This window comes from Serratia sp. NPDC087055 (assembly GCF_044900985.1).
GTDB lineage: Bacteria > Pseudomonadota > Gammaproteobacteria > Enterobacterales > Enterobacteriaceae > Serratia.
In genome coordinates, this window is record NZ_JBJDOG010000003.1 from 216,437 (window position 1) to 235,378 (window position 18,942).

15 protein-coding genes and 1 tRNA gene are annotated in these 18,942 nt (G+C 55.4%); 8 read left to right on the forward strand and 8 right to left on the reverse strand.

Annotated features, from left to right (window positions below; genetic code table 11):
- Positions 1–35 precede the first annotated feature (35 nt).
- Positions 36–1,049 (reverse strand): tRNA (adenosine(37)-N6)-threonylcarbamoyltransferase complex transferase subunit TsaD, encoded by a 1,014-nt coding sequence (gene tsaD, locus ACI2J2_RS17175; RefSeq protein WP_209637244.1) that lies wholly within the window; start codon positions 1,047–1,049, stop codon positions 36–38.
- A 326-nt stretch (positions 1,050–1,375) separates the two neighbouring features.
- On the opposite strand from tsaD, the gene rpsU reads away from it, so the two are divergent.
- The 3 genes from rpsU (at position 1,376) to rpoD (ending at position 5,531) form a co-directional block, all read left to right on the forward strand.
- On the forward strand, positions 1,376–1,591 hold the full coding sequence (gene rpsU, locus ACI2J2_RS17180) for a 30S ribosomal protein S21 (protein WP_001144069.1): 216 nt from the start codon (positions 1,376–1,378) through the stop codon (positions 1,589–1,591).
- A 136-nt stretch (positions 1,592–1,727) separates the two neighbouring features.
- Positions 1,728–3,476 (forward strand): DNA primase, encoded by a 1,749-nt coding sequence (gene dnaG, locus ACI2J2_RS17185; RefSeq protein ID WP_209637242.1) that lies wholly within the window; start codon positions 1,728–1,730, stop codon positions 3,474–3,476.
- A gap of 219 nt (positions 3,477–3,695) precedes the next feature.
- On the forward strand, positions 3,696–5,531 hold the full coding sequence (rpoD, locus tag ACI2J2_RS17190) for an RNA polymerase sigma factor RpoD (protein WP_209637240.1): 1,836 nt from the start codon (positions 3,696–3,698) through the stop codon (positions 5,529–5,531).
- A gap of 49 nt (positions 5,532–5,580) precedes the next feature.
- On the opposite strand, the gene ACI2J2_RS17195 is transcribed toward rpoD, so the two are convergent.
- Both ACI2J2_RS17195 and mug read right to left on the reverse strand, forming a co-directional pair.
- Positions 5,581–6,033 (reverse strand): ester cyclase, encoded by a 453-nt coding sequence (locus ACI2J2_RS17195; protein WP_404760505.1) that lies wholly within the window; start codon positions 6,031–6,033, stop codon positions 5,581–5,583.
- Positions 6,034–6,052: 19 nt separating this feature from the next.
- Entirely contained in the window at positions 6,053–6,541 is a 489-nt protein-coding gene (mug, locus tag ACI2J2_RS17200) for a G/U mismatch-specific DNA glycosylase (protein ID WP_404760506.1), read from the reverse strand.
- Positions 6,542–6,688: 147 nt separating this feature from the next.
- On the opposite strand from mug, the gene ACI2J2_RS17205 reads away from it, so the two are divergent.
- Positions 6,689–6,765, forward strand: a tRNA-Ile gene (locus tag ACI2J2_RS17205).
- A 440-nt stretch (positions 6,766–7,205) separates the two neighbouring features.
- Entirely contained in the window at positions 7,206–7,646 is a 441-nt protein-coding gene (gene aac(6') / locus ACI2J2_RS17210) for an aminoglycoside 6'-N-acetyltransferase (protein WP_404760507.1), read from the forward strand.
- Here the strand turns inward: aac(6') and ACI2J2_RS17215 are convergent, their stop codons facing one another.
- A complete protein-coding gene (locus ACI2J2_RS17215) occupies positions 7,647–8,363 on the reverse strand; it encodes an HPP family protein (protein ID WP_209637234.1) in 717 nt (238 codons plus the stop codon). It lies immediately after the preceding gene.
- A gap of 171 nt (positions 8,364–8,534) precedes the next feature.
- Here ACI2J2_RS17215 and yfcF point away from each other — a divergent pair, with 171 nt between their 5' ends.
- A complete protein-coding gene (yfcF, locus tag ACI2J2_RS17220) occupies positions 8,535–9,173 on the forward strand; it encodes a glutathione transferase (RefSeq protein ID WP_404760508.1) in 639 nt (212 codons plus the stop codon).
- Positions 9,174–9,243: 70 nt separating this feature from the next.
- On the opposite strand, the gene ACI2J2_RS17225 is transcribed toward yfcF, so the two are convergent.
- From ACI2J2_RS17225 to ACI2J2_RS17235, 3 genes are read right to left on the reverse strand one after another with little or no spacing between them, the layout of a single operon-like run.
- Positions 9,244–10,488, reverse strand: a complete 1,245-nt coding sequence (locus ACI2J2_RS17225; protein ID WP_265555918.1) for an amino acid permease — start codon at positions 10,486–10,488, stop codon at positions 9,244–9,246.
- A 58-nt stretch (positions 10,489–10,546) separates the two neighbouring features.
- Positions 10,547–12,001 carry an NAD-dependent succinate-semialdehyde dehydrogenase gene (locus ACI2J2_RS17230; RefSeq protein WP_404760509.1) on the reverse strand — a complete coding sequence of 485 codons (1,455 nt, stop codon included), beginning with the start codon at positions 11,999–12,001 and terminating at the stop codon, positions 10,547–10,549.
- A gap of 12 nt (positions 12,002–12,013) precedes the next feature.
- Complete coding sequence (locus tag ACI2J2_RS17235; RefSeq protein ID WP_209637227.1) at positions 12,014–13,279, reverse strand: 4-aminobutyrate--2-oxoglutarate transaminase; 1,266 nt, start codon at positions 13,277–13,279, stop codon at positions 12,014–12,016.
- A 121-nt stretch (positions 13,280–13,400) separates the two neighbouring features.
- On the opposite strand from ACI2J2_RS17235, the gene ACI2J2_RS17240 reads away from it, so the two are divergent.
- Positions 13,401–14,867: a PLP-dependent aminotransferase family protein gene (locus ACI2J2_RS17240; protein ID WP_404760510.1), complete on the forward strand. Its 1,467-nt coding sequence runs from the start codon at positions 13,401–13,403 to the stop codon at positions 14,865–14,867.
- Positions 14,868–14,915: 48 nt separating this feature from the next.
- On the opposite strand, the gene ACI2J2_RS17245 is transcribed toward ACI2J2_RS17240, so the two are convergent.
- On the reverse strand, positions 14,916–16,535 hold the full coding sequence (locus tag ACI2J2_RS17245) for an ABC-F family ATP-binding cassette domain-containing protein (protein WP_209637223.1): 1,620 nt from the start codon (positions 16,533–16,535) through the stop codon (positions 14,916–14,918).
- A gap of 349 nt (positions 16,536–16,884) precedes the next feature.
- On the opposite strand from ACI2J2_RS17245, the gene ACI2J2_RS17250 reads away from it, so the two are divergent.
- Complete coding sequence (locus ACI2J2_RS17250) at positions 16,885–18,906, forward strand: FAD-dependent oxidoreductase (protein ID WP_404760511.1); 2,022 nt, start codon at positions 16,885–16,887, stop codon at positions 18,904–18,906.
- The last annotated feature ends 36 nt before the right edge of the window (positions 18,907–18,942 follow it).

An 18,942-nucleotide genomic window follows, 5' to 3' on the forward strand; every position in this document is an offset into this window, starting at 1 on the left:
TCAAAAAGGCCGGAACTCTCCGGCCTTTCTCATATTTATACTGCAGGCAGTTCCGCCAGCGGCCAACGCGGCCGTACCGAAACACCCAGCTCCGGGTTGGCTCCGCTTTTCAACCGCACCAGGCCTGCATAAGCGATCATCGCGCCGTTATCCGTGCAGAACTCCGGACGGGCATAGAACACTTCACCGCCACGTTTTTGCATCATTTCCGCCATTTTGACCCGTAGCGTACGGTTGGCGCTGACGCCGCCGGCCATGACCAAACGTTTAAAACCGGTGTGCTCCAGCGCGCGTTTGCATTTGATCGCCAACGTATCGACAACGGCATCCTCAAACGCCCGCGCGATATCCGCCCGCGTCTGATCGTCATTGCCGCTGGAGCGGATAGTATTGGCCGCAAAGGTCTTCAGACCGGAGAAGCTGAAATCCAGACCGGGACGATCGGTCATCGGGCGCGGGAAGGTGAAACGACCCGCAGTGCCCTGTTGCGCCATTTTTGACAGCATCGGGCCGCCAGGATAGTCCAGCCCAAGCAGCTTGGCGGTTTTATCGAAGGCTTCACCGGCCGCATCGTCCACTGACTCACCCAGCAGTTCGTACTGACCAATGCCGGTCACGCTGATAAGTTGGGTGTGACCACCGGAAACCAGCAGTGCAACAAACGGGAAAGCCGGAGGATTATCTTCCAGCATCGGGGCCAACAGGTGACCTTCCATGTGATGCACCGGCACCGCCGGCACATTCCAGGCAAACGCCAATGCGCGACCAATGGTAGCGCCGACCAGCAGCGCACCGACCAGGCCTGGCCCGGCCGTATAGGCAACGCCGTCGATATCGGCTGCAGTCAAGTTCGCTTCCTTCAACGCCGCCTGAATCAAAGGTACGGTTTTACGCACGTGATCGCGGGAGGCCAGTTCCGGTACCACACCGCCATAATCGGCATGCAGCTTCACTTGGCTGTATAATTGATTGGCTAATAAACCGGTCTGATCGTCATACACTGCAATTCCGGTTTCATCGCAGGATGTTTCTATACCCAGTACTCGCATTACATTTCCCATCATTCACGTGCGGCCGTCAGTTTAGCACAATCAGACCTGTTTACCGCCAGCACAGCGCATCTTGTCCGAGGTTATAGGCTATGTTGATGATTCCAGCCATAAATGCCGGTTTGATTAAAAACGAGCATTTTTTTCTGATTAGTCTATAATCAGCGCCCGATGCAAAATTGCGCATGTTTTACCAGGGTGGCCGCAGGTTTCAATTTGCTGTGGTGCTTTACAAAGCAGCATCCGTTGAAGTAAAATTCCGCACCATTTTGAAATTGCTGGCGCTTGGCCAGCAGCAAACCGAATTTTATTGAGGTGAGAGGCACATGCCTGTAATTAAAGTACGTGAAAACGAGCCATTTGACGTTGCTCTGCGTCGTTTCAAACGCTCTTGCGAGAAAGCAGGCGTTTTAGCTGAAGTTCGTCGTCGTGAGTTCTATGAAAAACCGACTACCGAACGTAAGCGCGCTAAAGCTTCTGCTGTGAAACGTCACGCGAAGAAACTGGCTCGCGAAAACGCACGCCGCACTCGTCTGTATTAATTCTTCGGGGGTAACCCCGCCGCGTGAATTTCTGATTTTAAAAATCGCGCAGACTGAGTAGTTGCATACGAAGGCCGTGCTTTCCGAAAGGAATGCGCGGCTTGTTCTCGTTTATAGGCTAGTAAAGTAAGGGCTTATGGCTGGACGAATTCCGCGCGTATTTATCAATGACTTGCTGGCTCGCACCGACATCGTCGATCTGATCGACGCACGTGTAAAGCTCAAAAAGCAGGGCAAGAACTATCACGCGTGCTGTCCGTTCCACCACGAAAAAACGCCTTCATTTACTGTTAATGGCGAAAAGCAGTTTTACCACTGTTTTGGTTGTGGTGCGCACGGTAATGCCGTCGACTTTCTGATGAATTACGACAGACTTGAGTTTGTTGAAACCATCGAGGAACTGGCGACCATGCACGGACTGGAAGTGCCTTACGAGGCAGGTTCCGGGCCAACCCAAATCGAACGTCATCAGCGCCAGAGCCTGTATCAACTGATGGAACAGCTCAGCGCGTTCTATCAACAGTCACTGCATCAACCTTCCGGTGCGCCGGCGCGTGATTATCTGCAACAGCGCGGGTTGAGTGACGACGTTATCCGCCATTTCGCTATCGGCTTTGCACCTGCCGGTTGGGATAACGCCTTAAAGCGTTTTGGTCGCGATGCCGACAGCCGTAGCGCATTGAACGATGCCGGCATGTTGGTGACTAACGATCAAGGACGTTCGTACGATCGTTTCCGTGAACGCGTGATGTTTCCTATCCGCGACAAACGCGGGCGAGTAATCGCCTTTGGCGGTCGCGTATTGGGTGACGGTATGCCGAAATACCTGAACTCGCCGGAAACTGAAGTATTCCACAAGGGTCGTCAATTGTACGGCCTTTATGAAGCACAACAGAGCCACCCTACCCCGCAACGGCTGCTGGTAGTGGAAGGTTATATGGACGTGGTGGCGTTGGCGCAATACGGTATCGATTATGCCGTCGCCTCGCTCGGGACTTCAACGACAGCTGAACATATTCAGCTGCTGTTCCGCGCCACCGATAACGTTGTCTGTTGCTATGACGGTGACAGAGCCGGCCGTGAAGCGGCCTGGCGGGCGCTGGAAACTGCGCTGCCCTATCTCAACGATGGGCGTCAGCTGCGGTTTATGTTTTTGCCTGATGGCGAAGACCCGGACACCTTGGTACGCAAAGAAGGTAAAGAGGCCTTCGAACAACGAATGGAGCTGGCGCAGCCGCTTTCCACTTTCCTGTTCGAAACCTTGATGCCACAGGTTGATTTGAGCAGCCCGGACGGTCGCGCCAAGCTGAGTACGCTGGCACTACCCCTGATCACTCAAGTGCCGGGCGAAACGTTGCGCTTGTACCTGCGCCAACAGCTCGGCAGCAAGCTGGGTCTGCTGGATGACAGCCAGCTCGACAAGCTGATGCCCAAGCAGGCTGAAAATGCGAATACTTATCAGGCGCCCCAGCTAAAACGCACAACCATGCGTATACTAATAGGGCTACTGGTACAAAATCCGCAACTGGCTACACTTATCCCTTCACTCGAGGGGTTAGAGCAGACTAAACAGGCGGGGTTACCGCTGTTTGTCGAGTTGGTGCAAACCTGTTTGGCCCAGCCAGGCCTGACAACCGGTCAGTTGTTGGAGCAGTATCGCGACAACAAATTGAGCCAACAGCTTGAAACCTTGGCGACATGGAACCATATGATCGTTGAGGACAGGGTCGAACAGACCTTTTTGGATACCTTAGCTAGCCTCTATGACTCGGTACTGGAGCAACGGCTGGAAACATTGATCGCGCAGGCCAGAACGCACGGCCTCAGCCCAGAAGAACGTGAAGAAGTCCGTTCTCTTAACCAAGTGTTAGCAAAGAAAAACTAATTTTTGACCAAAATGATTCATGTTTAGGCTGCCAATAACGCCGCCAAAACGTGAAGAATAAAGAATACAACGGCTTAAGTGCCGATAAATGCGAGGGCAGAGCCCTGCAATATGCCGCCACAGTGGGCCGCGGCAACAACAAAAACGCCCCAAATGCTATTGTTGGCGGTTTCGCCGACCGACACCAACCCAAATACTCTGAAGTGTGGATACCGTCTTATGGAGCAAAACCCGCAGTCACAGCTAAAGCTACTTGTCACCCGTGGTAAGGAGCAAGGCTATCTGACCTATGCTGAGGTCAATGACCATCTGCCGGAAGATATCGTCGACTCCGACCAGATCGAAGACATCATCCAGATGATTAACGACATGGGCATTCAGGTTCTGGAAGAAGCGCCAGACGCCGATGACCTATTACTCGCTGAAAACTCAAACAGCACAGACGAAGATGCGGAAGAAGCTGCCGCTCAAGTGCTGTCGAGCGTTGAGTCTGAGATTGGCCGTACCACCGACCCGGTGCGCATGTACATGCGCGAAATGGGTACCGTTGAACTGCTGACGCGTGAAGGCGAAATCGACATCGCCAAGCGTATTGAAGACGGTATCAACCAGGTTCAGTGCTCCGTTGCCGAATACCCTGAAGCCATCACCTATTTGCTGGAACAGTACGATCGCGTCGAAGCAGGCGAAGCGCGCCTGTCCGATCTGATCACCGGCTTCGTTGATCCTAACGCGGAAGAGGACATCGCCCCTACCGCTACCCACGTGGGTTCTGAGCTGTCGACCGAAGAGCAGAACGACGACGACGAAGAGGAAGACGAAGAGGAAGAAGAAGACGACAACAGCATCGATCCTGAGCTGGCGCGTCAGAAATTCGCCGACCTGCGCGATCAGTACGAAGCGACCCGCATCGTCATCAAAAAGAACGGCCGCAGCCACGCCAGCGCAGCAGAAGAAATCCTGAAGCTGTCTGAAGTGTTCAAGCAGTTCCGCCTGGTGCCAAAACAGTTCGACTTCCTGGTCAACAGCATGCGCACCATGATGGATCGCGTTCGTACTCAAGAACGTATCATCATGAAACTGTGTGTTGAACAGTGCAAAATGCCGAAGAAAAACTTCGTCACTCTGTTCGCCGGTAACGAAACCAGCACCACGTGGTTCGAAGCGGCACTGGCAATGGCTAAGCCATGGTCAGAAAAGCTGAAAGACGTAGCGGAAGACGTACAGCGCAGCCTGCAGAAACTGCGTCAGATCGAAGAAGAAACCGGCCTGACCATCGAGCAAGTGAAGGACATCAACCGTCGCATGTCTATCGGTGAAGCGAAAGCCCGCCGTGCGAAAAAAGAAATGGTTGAAGCTAACTTGCGTCTGGTTATTTCTATCGCCAAGAAATACACCAACCGTGGCCTGCAGTTCCTGGATCTGATCCAGGAAGGTAACATCGGTCTGATGAAAGCCGTAGACAAGTTCGAATACCGTCGTGGTTATAAGTTCTCAACTTACGCCACCTGGTGGATCCGTCAGGCTATCACTCGCTCTATCGCCGACCAGGCGCGTACCATCCGTATCCCGGTGCACATGATTGAGACCATCAACAAGCTCAACCGTATTTCGCGCCAGATGCTGCAAGAGATGGGCCGTGAGCCAACGCCGGAAGAGCTGGCTGAACGTATGCTGATGCCGGAAGACAAAATCCGTAAAGTGCTGAAGATCGCTAAAGAGCCGATCTCCATGGAAACGCCAATCGGTGATGATGAAGATTCACATCTGGGCGATTTCATCGAGGATACCACCCTCGAGCTGCCACTGGATTCTGCAACATCAGAAAGCCTGCGTTCTGCAACGCACGACGTATTGGCTGGCCTGACTGCACGTGAAGCGAAAGTGCTGCGTATGCGTTTCGGTATCGACATGAACACGGACCACACCCTGGAAGAAGTGGGCAAACAGTTCGACGTTACCCGTGAGCGTATTCGTCAGATCGAAGCCAAAGCTCTGCGTAAACTGCGCCACCCTAGCCGTTCCGAAGTGTTGCGTAGCTTCCTGGACGACTAAGGTTTCGCTGCTTGCAAAAAAACCCCGGCATGCCGGGGTTTTTTATTTTTTAAAACATGCTATTACCGCTGGCCGTTTTTTCTGGCACCGGCTGGATCACGTCCCAATGCTCAACAATTTTCCCCGCATCGTCGAGACGGAAAATATCAATAATCGCGCCTGTTTTTCCCTTCTCACGCCCGCTGGTCTCTACGTGCAAGATCACATAGTTGCCGTCCACAAACGCTAGTTTAATTTCGCTGTGGGAATCGGGGTAACGCGTTTTCAGCAGTTCGACAAACTTACGGAACCCCTCTACGCCATCCTGCGCGTTAGGATTATGCTGTTTGTACTCATCGCCCAAATAGGGTCGTGCCGCCGCAAAATCCTTGTTGTTCAGCCCCTGCTGATAAAACTCCAGCACGTTATTTTTATTCTGCACTTCCTTTGGCGTGTTGCCTGCCTGAGCGGCACCGGCAATCAACAACAGACCAACTACACAGCCTTTGATTATCGATTTCATACGCGAGCTCCAATAAAGATCATTTAAGGGCCAGATACAGCGCATGATAGCTCGCTGTAAGTTGCTCCAGCGTGGCACGGTTCAATCCGCTGGGGTTAGGCAATACCCAGACCTCCGTTTTGCCAATCGTCATCTCTTGACGACCCCAGGGCGCGTTACGCACGCCAAAAGCGCTACTGAACGCCTGTTTGCCCAAGATCGCCAACGAACGCGGCTGGTAACGCAGAATCTTTTCTTTTAACGCTTCGCCACCGCTGAGTAACTCGTCACGCGTCACTTCACTGGCGGCTACCGTCGGTCGCGCCACCAGCGCCGTGATGCCACAGCCCGTATCCTGCAGCTGCTGCCACTGCTCCGGGGCAAGCTGACATTCGGTGAAACCGGCCTGATGCACCACCTTCCAGAAGCGGTTGCTGCCGTTAGCAAAAGGGTAGCCTTGATGGGCGGAAGAAAGGCCGGGGTTGATGCCGCAAAACACCACCCGTAGGTTTGGCGCCAAGAGTTCCATAGGGTTTGCGCGTCCATTAAAAGGATTTACAGCGGTTATCGCAAAATCCGTCAGTAATTACAACAGGCTAGAACTGCTTATAAAAGCAACATACAGATGGGTAACAGTAGACCTGCGCCGAAAGATTACCGTATAATCTCGCCGCTTGGCCCCTTAGCTCAGTTGGTTAGAGCACGCGACTCATAATCGCTTGGTCACTGGTTCAAGTCCAGTAGGGGCCACCAAATTTTAGCTGATATAACAGCGTCAAAAACCACCTCTTAGCAGGTGGTTTTTTGTTTCCGCAGGCTCAGCGCTGCCAAAGCGAATCCCGACCTTCCCGACGGACATCGCAAGATCGCAATCCGATATCACGCAATTGCCAGCAACGCATGGCATCCAAAGACTTTCTGCCAGCAGAACTAAAACTTCGACGCCGCCAATACTGGCACCAATTGCGCCATAGGCTCCACCGCTGCGATTTAATGTCGGCGCGCAAACTCTCTGTATTTTTCATTGCCTTCCCCCGTTTGTCACTCAGGGATATAGGGTGACTCAAGTCACAAAAACAAGACAGATTCACCGAGTTACTATAATCATCATACAGATCGAGCCGCGGTGATTCTGTATGGTACCCTGCATCCCCCTTTGTACCGGTCTGCTGTCCCATAAAACAGGAAATCCCATGATCGTCATTTGTAACAACGCCAATTTTAATGCCTGGCTGACACTGCGAAGTGCATTGTGGCCAACTTGCCCACAGGAAGAACACCGGGCAGAAATGAATGAGATATTGGCTTCGCCACATCACACCGCGTTTATGATCCAAACCAAGGATGATGCTTTTGTCGCCCTTGCTGAAGTCGCGCTGCGCCATGATTACGTCAACGGCTGCGAATCATCGCCGGTGGCCTTTCTGGAAGGGATTTATACTACGGAATCAGCTCGTCGCCAGGGCTGCGCATCGCGATTGATTGCACAGGTTCAGCAATGGGCTAAACAGCAAGGGTGCAACGAACTGGCGTCCGATACTGACATAGCCAATCTCGACTCCCAGCGCCTGCATGCGGCACTGGGTTTTAGCGAAACAGAACGCGTCGTGTTTTACCGAAAAACGCTCGCGTAATCAGGCTTTTCCAGCCTGCCTCTGGTGCGCCAACTGTTCGGCACGCAGCAGAATGTCCTGCAAATCGTCCTCATCGATATCAAAGAGTTCGCCCTGCATCAGCGCCTCGTGCAGATCGGCGCGGGTAATAGACACCGCATCAATCGGCAGATTGGCCGGTTTTGTCTCTGTCGGTGCCAAAGGGTGCGGGTAACGTCGTCCTGCCAGGTTATTGAAGATAATCGCCAACAGCGCCAATAACACTGAGTTAAGCAGCACTGGGTACAGCACGAAGCTATAGCCGAGTTGGTGAATGCCCGGCCCACCGAGGATGGCCGTCAGTGCCACCGCGCCGCCGGGCGGATGCAAACAACGCAGCTTGAACATCAATCCAATCGCCAGCGCGGCCGCTACCCCACAGGCCAAACCAGGATCGGGAATCAACAAACCGGTACTCACCCCCACCGCAGCAGCCGACATATTGCCACCCACGATTGACCAGGGTTGCGCTAACGGGCTATTCGGTACACCAAAAAGCAGCACAGCAGATGCGCCCATAGGTGCGATAAACCACAGGTTCACCTCGCCCAGCACAAAATGACTGATCCACCCCGCAATCATCAACCCCAGCCCGGCGCCGAGGCTGGAAAGTACAATCTCTTTTTTGCCTACCGCCAGAGGATGCGGCCACAAACGTGCACAGCCCACTTTCAATCTTGCTTTCAACGACATCTTCATGTTACTTCGCACTGCCAAATTCAACTTAATGGCAACAAATATATCACAACGCAGGCCTCTGCTGCTTACCGCACCAAACTCGCCAGAAATAACTTTAAGCTAACAGATTGATCTTTAGCCACTCCTCGTCAATTATCAAAGTTCGCATCCCTTTGCCTTGAGGAAAACCCAATGTCTCAGCCGATTGCCGAACTCTATACCGATGCTGAATTTTTCAGTCCTTATGCCATGTCGGCGTTTATTACGTTGACGGAAAAAGGCATCCCCTTCACCGTAAAGCCGGTCGACCTGGCACAGGGGAAAAACAAAGAAGCAGCCTACGCGGCGCTGTCCTTGACGCGCCGTGTGCCTACGCTAGTGGTCGGCGAGTTTCAGCTTTCGGAATCCTCAGCCATTGATGAATACCTCGATGAGATCCATCCGGCCCACCCAGTGTACCCACGCGATGTCAAACAACGGGCCAAAGCCCGCGAGGTTCAGGCATGGTTACGCAGCGATTTACAGACCCTCCGCGCCGAGCGCCCCACCGAGGCGGTATTCATTAACAGTAAGTTTCCGCCGTTGTCCGCCACGGCGCAGGCTGCCGCCAACAAACTGATCTTCGCGGTCGAAAAGTTGTTGAGCCACGGCCAGGATAACCTGTTCAGGGAATGGTGCATTGCCGATACCGATCTGGCCTTGATGCTGAATCGGTTGGTGATACACGGAGATACCGTACCCGAAAGTATTCGCCACTATGCACACAAACAGTGGCAACGCCCTTCGGTGCAGGCCTGGTTGGCGCTGCCGGGGAAAATAAGCGGGGAGTAAAAAATCGGCGGCCACGACGCCGCCGTTCTCAATGACCGAGAAACAACATCACTTCTTGAGGGAAGGCAAGTCACCATCCAGAGGGCAGATAACCTAATAACGAGGCAATGGCATATCCCGCGCTGGACAGATACAGCAACACAATGCTGATCTGCAAAATCGGATGAGTGATCCAGCTACACTGCCAACGCGGCGTCTGATCGCCGTGCTTACGCGCACCACGCAGGATCAACATCGGCATAATCGACAAGATCACCCCGCTGAATACCCCCGCGAAATACAGCGCATTGACGAACGACACCAGCCCGCTATAAGCCAACACAAACGGCGGCAATACGACCAACATCAACACACCGAAGCGGCGCAGCGGCTGCTCGTCGTTGCCCAACCTGAACTGGTCAAAAATATTGGTCAGGAAGCTCCCGCCCAGTCCCCAGTAAGACGTCAGCATCGCGCACAGTGCAAAAATGTTGGCTGAGAAGAAGGCCCACTGCCCCAGCGCCTGTCCCCATGAAATGGTTGCCACGTCAGAGATACCATTCAGCCCACTGAGGGCGATCACCGACATCGGTACCGCTGCCAACAGCACGAAGGTCACCGCCATGCCGACCATAATCGCTTTTGGCAGTTGCTCTGGTTTGTCAGAGAAGCCGCGCGCCATTTCTGGCACGATGTATTGCGCAGAGAAGCAAAACACCACCACGTTAAATACCGGCACCATAAAGCGCCAATCACCGTCCAGCAGGTTGCGCATCTGGGTGGTGTCCTTGACCAGCGTGGCCGTCACCAATGCGGTCAACATCACCACCATGCCGATACTGATAAACTTTTCACCGCGGCCAATCGCTTTAAGCCCCAGGTACAGCACCCCTGCCGCAGGCACGAAAAACAGCAGGCTGCCTATCGCCGGGGAAATGCCAAACAGGGATTGCAACAGCTTGCCGCTGCCGGTCATATAGGCGGTCAAGGCCCCAACGCTGTTGACACAGACAGAAGCAAACATCAGCCAGGCACCGATACCGCCGACATAACGTTTCGCCAACCCGCTCAGCTGCAAATGAGCGCGGGTGCGCAAGGTCGATTCGGCGACGTACAGCATGGTGATCGTGGTCAAACTCCCCACTAACACTAACCAGAATAACAGGGGTAAAAAACCGGCCTTGCTTGAGGCATAAGCGATAGACAGTACGCCGGCCCCAATATTGGTGCCGACAATCATCGCTACCCCTTCGAGGAAGCTCAGTGATTTGGTGGGTGCAGACGTTCGCACCCCGGCGGCAAGCGCCGGAGAAATAACGGTATTATCAGAAGACATGCGGCATCCTTTGTCTCCCGGTAGCGCTGGCCACCGGGGTAGGTTAGTTTCCCGGTGGTTAACAGCTCACATCGATACACAGGTATTTCAGCTCCAGATATTCTTCAATCCCGTAACGCGCTCCTTCGCGTCCGAGCCCTGACTGCTTCACGCCGCCGAACGGCGCAACTTCATTGGAAATCAACCCGGTATTGATCCCGACCATGCCGTATTCCAAGGCTTCCGGCACCCGCCATTGGCGCGACGCATTCTGCGTGAATACATAGGCCGCCAGGCCGAATTCAGTATCGTTGGCCATCGCGATGGCTTCCGCCTCATCATGGAAACGGAACAGCGGCGCTACCGGCCCAAAGGTTTCTTCTTTGGCGAAACGCATTTTTTGCGTCACGCCTGTCACCACCGTCGGTTGGAAGAAGGTACGGCCCAGCGCGTGCGGCTGCCCCCCCGTTGCGATCTGTGCGCCTTTGATCAACGCGTCGTCGATGTGGTTCTGCACTTTTTCAACCGCATCCTGGTCAATCAACGGCCCCTGTGTGGTGCCTTCCTGGCTACCGTCACCGACGTTAAGTTGCTCAACCGCAGCCACCAGCTTGTCCACCAAACGGTCATAGATACCGTCCTGCACGTAGATGCGGTTGGCGCAGACACAGGTTTGGCCGCTATTGCGGAATTTAGAGGCCATAATGCCCGCTACCGCGGCATCCAAATTCGCGTCGTCAAAGACAATCACCGGTGCATTACCCCCCAGCTCCAGTGACAGCTTCTTAATGGTTGGCGCACACTGCGCCATCAAAATACGGCCGACTTCGGTCGAACCGGTAAAGCTCAGTTTGCGCACCACCGGGCTGTCGCACAGTACTTTGCCCACTTGGGCTGCGTCGCCGGTCACTACCTGCAGGACGCCGGCAGGAATACCCGCGTCCTGCGCCAATTTGCCCAACGCCAGCGCAGTCAGCGGCGTTTGTTCGGCCGGTTTGACGATAATGGCGCAACCTGCCGCCAATGCCGGTGCCACTTTGCGGGTAATCATCGCAGCCGGGAAATTCCACGGTGTGATCGCCGCACAAACGCCGATCGGTTGCTTCACGACGACCAAGCGCTGTGAGGCTAACGGCGCCTGCAAGACCGCTCCGTCGACCCGTTTGGCTTCTTCGGCAAACCAGGTGATAAACGAGGCCGCATAAGCCACTTCGCCACGCGCCTCCGCCAATGACTTGCCCTGTTCAGCCGTCATCAACTGCGCCAAATCCTCTTGCGCTGCCAGCACCTTATCGGCCCAGGCCTGCATCAATGCAGAACGTTGCTTAGCGGTCAGCTGCTTCCAGCTTTGCTGTGCCACCTGCGCAGCATTGATCGCCTGTTGGGTCTCTTCGCCGCTGACCAGCGGTATGCTGGCCAGTTCAACACCGGTTGCCGGGTTGATGACCGCTTCGCGTTTACCACTTAACGCATCACACCACTCACCATTGATCAGGCACTGGCTGCGTAACAGTTCAGGATTAGTCAGTTTCATCGTAGCCACTCCTTATTGAGCCAGTGCGCGAGAAAGAATGCCCAACGCCTTGGTGAACTGGTCTTCAGGGATGGTCAGCGGATACAGGAAGCGGATTACGTTGCCGTTCACACCGCAGCTCAGCAGCAGCAGCCCTTCTGCCAGTGCTTTCTGCTGAACCTGGCGGGTAATCTCCGCCGATGGCTTACCGGTGGCCGGATCATTAAACTCCACCGCCACCATCGACCCCTGTGCGCGAATATCCGCAATCGCCGGGCTGGTTTGACGCGCCTGCTGCAATACCTCCACCAGATGCTGGCCCAGGCGTTGCGAACGCTGGCACAGCTGTTCTTCTTCAATCACGTCAAGTACTGCCAGCGCAGCCGCAACCGCCAGTGGGTTACCGGCATAAGTGCCGCCCAATCCACCCGGAGCTGGGGCGTCCATCACGTCGGCACGACCCGCCACCGCGGACAACGGCATACCCCCTGCCAGGCTTTTCGCCATGGTGATCAGATCGGGTTTAACGCTGTAATGATCCATCGCAAACAGCTTGCCGGTACGGGCAAAACCGGTCTGCACTTCATCGGCAATCAGCAAAATGCCATGTTCGTCGCACAGCGTACGTAACGCCTGCATAAACTCGGCGGGGGCGATATTGAAGCCGCCCTCTCCCTGCACCGGCTCCAGCACGATAGCGGCGACCTGCTTGGGATCGATATCCGCTTTAAAAATACGTTCCAGGCTGTTCATCGCGTCTTCGGTGGTGACGCCATACAAGGCATTCGGGTACTGCCCGTGGAACACCGACCCCGGGAATGGCCCAAAGCCCAACTTGTAAGGTGCCACTTTACCGGTCAACGCCATGGTCATGTAGGTACGCCCGTGGAAACCGCCACCAAAGGTGATCAACCCCGGACGGCCTGTATGGGCACGCGCAATTTTGACGGCGTTTTCTACCGCTTCAGCACCGGTGGTGAAGAACGCGGTTTTGCATGGGCCGTCGATCGGTGCGCGTTGGTTGATACGTTCAGCCAGCGTAACGTAGCTTTCGTAAGGAACAATTTGGTACGCGGTGTGGGTAAAGGCCTTCAGCTGCTTTTCAATGGCAGCGATCACCTTCGGGTGGCGGTGCCCGGTATTGAGCACTGCAATACCGGAAGCAAAATCGATAACCTCATTGCCTTCGACGTCCCACAGCGTGGCGTTCTCTGCACGCTCAGCGTAAAAACCACACATCACACCTACCCCACGCGGAGTGGCATCCTGACGACGTTGATTCAATTCTGCGTTTTTCATGTTGTTCTCTCCGGTCGGTGCCTGTTGTACGTTTTGTTCACATTCGTGAAACAATGACGTTTATTTACACAGGATGTGGCCCTATAATCGAGAGCCAGTTACGATTAATTGAGGGATCCAATTGCGCTCACTGAGTGGTGACCTGCTATTGCAACGGCTTGGCGAACAGCCCGAAGATAAGCTGCATAAACGGCTATATAACGCGATTCGCACCAGCATTCTGGACGGCAGCCTGCCGCCCTCCAGTCGCTTGCCTGCCTCACGGGATTTGGCGCAGGAACTTGGCCTCTCACGTAACACTGTATTAACCGTTTACGAACAATTATTGGCAGAAGGATATGTTCTGGCTCGTGCCGGGAGTGGCACATTCGTCGCCGAAACCGTGCCGGATAGTTGTTTATCCACTACGAGTGCGCCAGCAGGCAGTGACGGGGAGCAACGGCGTATAGAGCTGTCAGCGCGCGGTAGCACCCTGCTGCACCACGCCAGCGCCAGCCCAAAACAGTGGGGGGCATTTATTCCCGGCGTCCCCGACGTTAACGCCTTTCCACACCAGTTATTCAGCAAAATCCAGGCGCGCATCAGCCGCCGTCCGACACCACAACGGCTGACATACAGCAATCAGGGCGGCAGCCCGGAACTGCAACATGCCCTGGTGGATTATTTACGGGTGGCACGCTCGGTCCGCTGTTCACCAGAGCAAATTCTGATCACGGAGGGCATTCATCAGGCGATAGATCTGGTGACACGCATGTTGTGCAATCCGGGTGACGATGCGTGGATTGAAGAGCCAGGTTACTGGGGGATCCGCAACATCCTGCGGATGAACGACGTAAATATCTGCCCGCTAGAGGTTGATGAAGCCGGTATGGTACCGCCGGAAAAACCCACTGTGGCACCACGGCTCATCTTCGTTACGCCGTCGCACCAGTATCCGCTGGGATCCGTGATGAGCCTGGCGCGACGGCAACGGCTGTTGGCTCTCGCACGCAACGGCGGCAGTTGGATTGTGGAAGACGACTACGACAGCGAATTCCGTTTCTCCGGTCAGCCGATACCGGCACTGCAGGGGCTGGAGGCCGACGCGCCGGTAATCTACATCGGCACCTTCAGTAAAACGCTCTATCCAGCGCTGAGGTTGGGTTACGTGGTCTTGCCAAAGCCGCTGATGGCTGCGCTGAAAACGGCGCATGCCGAACTGTATCGTGGGGGCCACTTACTGATCCAAACCGCGTTGGCGCAATTTATTCAGGAAGGCCATTACACGGCGCATATCCGCCGTATGCGGCTACTTTACGCCCGGCGCCGAGCCTTTCTGACCGCGTTGATCGAACAGCATCTGGGTAAGCAAGCGCTGAGCGAATTTAACAACAACGCCGGGTTGCATCTGATCCTTAATCTGCCGGACGAGGCTGACGATGTGGCGATCGCCGCCGCTGCCAACGCACGCGGCGTGCTGGTGCGACCGCTTTCACGTTACTACATGCAGCCCAACCATCGTCGTGGCCTGCTGATGGGCTTCGCTTGCGTGCCGGAAGAACAAATGGCCGCCGCATTTACCCTGCTGTTGGAATGCATTCATCCCTGAAAAAAAAAGCGGCCGCCAAGGCCGCTCTGCAGATTCAACTGGCTTGTATCACCAGGCTTGAAGTTGCCACTCTCCCTCCTGCCACTGTAAACGATGAGTCAATTTCAGCGCCTGCAGAAAGTTTTCATCGTGAGACACCACCAGCATCGCGCCAGGGAAACCGGCCAGCGAGGCCTCGATCGCCAAAGACGACGCCAGATCCAGATGGTTAGTCGGCTCATCCAGCAACAGCAACTGCGCAGGCTCCCGCCGCCACAACATACAGGCAAGTGCCGCCTTTAATCGCTCGCCACCGCTCAGCGCGCCCATCGGCAGCAGCACATGATCGGCATTTAACTGCAGCTGTGCCAGTTGACTGCGTACCACGCCTTCATTAAGCGGTGAGTCCTGTAGCCCCAGGTGCTCAACCACGGATAAGGATAAATCGAGTTGTGAGAGACTTTGATCGAGATAACCCGTTGGCAGCGGGCAGTGACAACTGCCGGCTCTCGCCGCCAACTGGCCCAGGATCACTTTCAGCAACGTCGACTTCCCGCAGCCGTTTGGGCCTGTCAGTGCCACACGCATCGGGCCATCAATGCGTAAATTCAGCGGTGGCATAGTGATAAAAGGCAGTTCCACCTGTTCGAGCACCAGTACCTGTTTGCCCGCCGCCACGGCGCTGCCCGGCAGCGTGAGCATCACCGGGCTGTCCTCTTCCACCCGCTGGTAAGCGTCGCGCACTGCGACATCAAGAGCACTCTTTTGATCCTGATGCTGCTTGCGCAGCGTACCGAGGCTTTCTTTGGCCGCCGCCTTGTAGGCCACCCGCTCAAAAGACGCGATATTCAACGTATCGACGGTTTTAAGTGTCTGTGCAGAGCGTCGCTGGCTGATGTCGTGTTCTTTTTGCTGCCGTGCGCGGGTGCGGCGGCGTTCCTGCCGCGCATGCTCCAACCCGGCACGCGCCGCCTGCTGTTCCAAATCACGCTGTCGGCGATAGTCATGGTAGTTGCCGCCGTAACTGTGCAGAGCACCGGGCGTCAATTCAACGATGCGCTGCATACGCGCCAACAATTGCCGATCGTGGCTGGCCACCAGCAAACCACCGCGCCACTGTTCTAACTGTTGATGCAACCAATCACGCCCTGGGGCATCGAGATGGTTGGTCGGTTCGTCCAACAACAGGAAGTCCGCATCGCTCAACATCGCCCCGCACAATGCAGCACGCATGCGTTCGCCGCCGCTCAAATCATGTGCCGGTCGTTGTGGATCGAACGCTGGCAGCCCAGCGGCGGTAAAGGCGATCTGTAGACGATCGATCAGATCCCACTGCCCTTCAAGACGATCGATATCGTCCGCCAGTGGGCGTCCCTGCTCGATACGGGCCAGTGCGGCGAACGTCTCACCGTAACCCAGCAGTTGCGCTAGCGTGGTGTGCGATGAAATTTCTGGCTGCTGTGCCACATAGGCCAATGAGGCATGAGATTCAACATGCCCGCCGCCAGGTTGATCTAGCCCCGCGATCAGGCGCAGCAGCCGCGTTTTACCGACGCCGTTACGCCCAACCAGGCCGCAGTGTCGTTGATCAAACGTGAGATCCAATGGGCCGAACAGCGTTTCGCCGTCAGCAAACTGGCAGGTCAGTTGGTGTAAAACAAAATGGGGGGACTGCGCAAAATGAGCCATAAGCACTCCTGAATGAAATCAAAACATCCCCACAACGCACGAATATGTGCAGCGCAGGACAAGATATCAGCAGGTGTGTGTGTTCATTTTCGGTAATGGCTCCGCAGAGGGCAGGAATTTCAACGCGCAAATGCTAACCGATTTGCTGTTCACTATGCAAACAACAATAAAGATTCATGACATCTATCACATTCAGCGCAACACAGATTCCCAACGGCAGAGACAACGGCTAGATTTATCTCATCCGACCACTTAGCGTCGCAACATAATAATAACAACTAATCATGCCCAATCATTTGCAAGCGGTAACCCGTTTGAAAGAGGCAGGGGATGAACGATGGAGACTGCAATGAGCAACTACCCGCATCTGCTGGCACCGCTGGATCTCGGCTTCACGACCCTGAAAAACCGGGTGCTGATGGGATCAATGCACACCGGCCTGGAAGAACTGCCTAATGGCCCCGAGCGCATGGCAGCCTTTTATGCCGAACGTGCGGCGGCTGGCGTAGCGCTGATCGTCACTGGCGGTATTGCCCCCAATGAAAAAGGCGTGGTGTACCGCGGTGGTTCCACCCTCAGCCACCCGCAGCAAGTCGATCACCATCGCATCGTTACCGATGCCGTCCATCAGGCCGGTGGCAAAATTGCGCTACAGATCTTGCATGCCGGTCGCTACAGCTATCAACCACAGCCGGTAGCCCCTTCCGCATTGCAAGCGCCGATCAATCCCTTCGCCCCGACAGCGCTCAGCGAAGCGGAGATCGTGCAGACCATCGCCGACTTCGCCCAATGTGCCGCGCTGGCACGACAGGCCGGTTACGACGGCGTTGAAGTCATGGGTTCTGAAGGTTATCTGATCAATCAATTTCTGGTGTCGCGCACCAATCAACGCGATGACCAATGGGGCGGCAGTTTCAGCAACCGTATGCGTTTCGCCGTGGAGATCGTCCGCGCGGTACGCCAGGCGGTCGGCAACGACTTCATTCTGATTTACCGTCTCTCGATGCTCGATCTGGTGGAAGACGGCTCCAGCTGGCAGGAGATAGAGCAGTTGGCGCTGGCGGTTGAACAGGCAGGCGCGACCATTATCAACACCGGTATTGGCTGGCATGAGGCGCGTATTCCAACCATCGCCACCATGGTGCCACGCGCAGGTTTCAGTTGGGTGACCCGTAAGCTGATGGGGAAAGTACGCATCCCACTGATCACCACCAACCGCATCAACGATCCTGCGGTAGCAGAACAGGTATTGGCGGACGGCTGTGCAGACATGGTATCGATGGCCCGCCCGTTCCTGGCGGACGCTGCCTTTGTACAAAAAGCCGCAGAGGGGCGTGCCGACGAGATCAACACCTGTATTGGCTGCAATCAGGCTTGTCTCGACCAGATTTTTGAGGGCAAGCTCACCTCTTGCCTGGTTAATCCGCGCGCCTGCCGCGAAACCGAGATGCCGTTACTCCCGACAGAGAAACCAAAAAAACTGGCGGTCATCGGCGCAGGGCCTGCCGGGCTGGCATTTGCCACCACGGCTGCCAGCCGTGGCCACCGGGTGACGTTATTCGACGCTGCCGATCAGATTGGCGGTCAATTCAATATCGCCAAGCAAATTCCTGGCAAAGAGGAATTCCATGAAACCCTGCGCTACTTCCGCCGCCAACTGACGCTGCTTGAGGTGACGCTGAAACTGGGTACCTGGGTGACGGCAGCCGATCTGGCCGAATTTGACGAAGTGATCCTCGCCTGCGGCATCATACCGCGTACCCCGGACATCCCCGGTATCGATAGCGCCAAAGTACTGACCTATCTGGACGTGCTGCGCGACAAAAAACCGGTCGGCCAACGGGTCGCGATTATCGGTGCCGGCGGTATCGGCTTTGATACCGCCGAGTACCTCAGCCAGCACGGCGTGTCGAGCAGCCTCGATCAGGCTGAGTTTAATCGTGAATGGGGCATCGACGGTCAGCTTAGCCAACGCGGCGGGCTAGCAGCACAGGGGCCGATCGCCGCGCACGCGGCCCGACAAATTTATCTGCTGCAACGCAAGACCAGCAAAGTCGGTGAAGGCTTGGGGAAAACAACGGGCTGGATCCACCGCACCAGCCTGGCGATGCGCGGTGTAAAAATGCTCAACAGTGTGAATTATCAGCGTATTGATGATGAAGGGCTGCATATCTTGCGCGCCGAGCAGGAAAGCTGCTTGCCGGTAGACACGGTGATTATCTGCGCCGGGCAAGAGCCACGTCGCGAGTTGCAGCAACCGCTGTTGGAAATGGGGAAAAGGGTGCATTTGATTGGCGGAGCGGATGTTGCCGCCGAGCTGGATGCGCGCCGCGCTATCGATCAGGGCACGCGGCTGGCGATGGCACTGTAGTGACAATAAGGGGCGCATTCACTGCGCCCCTTGATC

Excerpts from the sequence above, each read along its gene's own strand:
- tsaD (WP_209637244.1), bottom strand. The coding sequence starts at position 1,049 with ATGCGAGTACTGGGTATAGAAACATCCTGCGATGAAACCGGAATTGCA.
- rpsU (WP_001144069.1), top strand. The coding sequence starts at position 1,376 with ATGCCTGTAATTAAAGTACGTGAAAACGAGCCATTTGACGTTGCTCTG.
- dnaG (WP_209637242.1), top strand. The coding sequence starts at position 1,728 with ATGGCTGGACGAATTCCGCGCGTATTTATCAATGACTTGCTGGCTCGC.
- rpoD (WP_209637240.1), top strand. The coding sequence starts at position 3,696 with ATGGAGCAAAACCCGCAGTCACAGCTAAAGCTACTTGTCACCCGTGGT.
- ACI2J2_RS17195 (WP_404760505.1), bottom strand. The coding sequence starts at position 6,033 with ATGAAATCGATAATCAAAGGCTGTGTAGTTGGTCTGTTGTTGATTGCC.
- mug (WP_404760506.1), bottom strand. The coding sequence starts at position 6,541 with ATGGAACTCTTGGCGCCAAACCTACGGGTGGTGTTTTGCGGCATCAAC.
- ACI2J2_RS17215 (WP_209637234.1), bottom strand. The coding sequence starts at position 8,363 with ATGAAGATGTCGTTGAAAGCAAGATTGAAAGTGGGCTGTGCACGTTTG.
- yfcF (WP_404760508.1), top strand. The coding sequence starts at position 8,535 with ATGTCTCAGCCGATTGCCGAACTCTATACCGATGCTGAATTTTTCAGT.
- ACI2J2_RS17225 (WP_265555918.1), bottom strand. The coding sequence starts at position 10,488 with ATGTCTTCTGATAATACCGTTATTTCTCCGGCGCTTGCCGCCGGGGTG.
- ACI2J2_RS17230 (WP_404760509.1), bottom strand. The coding sequence starts at position 12,001 with ATGAAACTGACTAATCCTGAACTGTTACGCAGCCAGTGCCTGATCAAT.
- ACI2J2_RS17235 (WP_209637227.1), bottom strand. The coding sequence starts at position 13,279 with ATGAAAAACGCAGAATTGAATCAACGTCGTCAGGATGCCACTCCGCGT.
- ACI2J2_RS17245 (WP_209637223.1), bottom strand. The coding sequence starts at position 16,535 with ATGGCTCATTTTGCGCAGTCCCCCCATTTTGTTTTACACCAACTGACC.
- ACI2J2_RS17250 (WP_404760511.1), top strand. The coding sequence starts at position 16,885 with ATGAGCAACTACCCGCATCTGCTGGCACCGCTGGATCTCGGCTTCACG.